Annotated in this window: 1 protein-coding gene; it reads right to left on the bottom strand. The window is 62.7% G+C overall.

Annotated features, from left to right (window positions below; translation table 11 throughout):
- Positions 1–354 (bottom strand): phage terminase large subunit family protein (locus AC5ZGW_RS47685; protein WP_496114343.1); only part of this gene is annotated, 354 nt, incomplete at both ends.

Genomic DNA, 354 nt, shown 5'->3' with positions numbered 1-354 from the left:
TGCTGGCGATCCATCCAGCGCCTTGCGTCGTCGCCTGGCGGATAGCCGCAATGCGCGTGCCGTCATCCCACAGCACGCCGCAGCCTGCGCACGCGTACATCGCTGTTCCGGGTTCGTGTTCCTGGCCAATATCCTTTTCTGCGTCTTCGATGTTCTTCGACTGGCGGCCATTCCAGTGCACGTTTTCCCAGCGGAAATACTGAACTTCGCCGCAGTCAGGGCACTTCACGAAGTAGCGGCGCTGGTCGCCGGCCAGCCATCCCTTGTAAATGCGGCTGGTTTCCAGGTCCACGGGCGTGCTGCTGCGAACGTCCAGCCTGTCGTCGCCGAACGTCGCCGAACGCTGCGCCAGAA

The sequence above is a fragment of the Bradyrhizobium sp. Crot121 genome (genome assembly GCF_059512385.1).
Note: the sequence above shows the minus strand (reverse complement) of the source record. Positions and strands in the feature narration are given on the sequence as shown.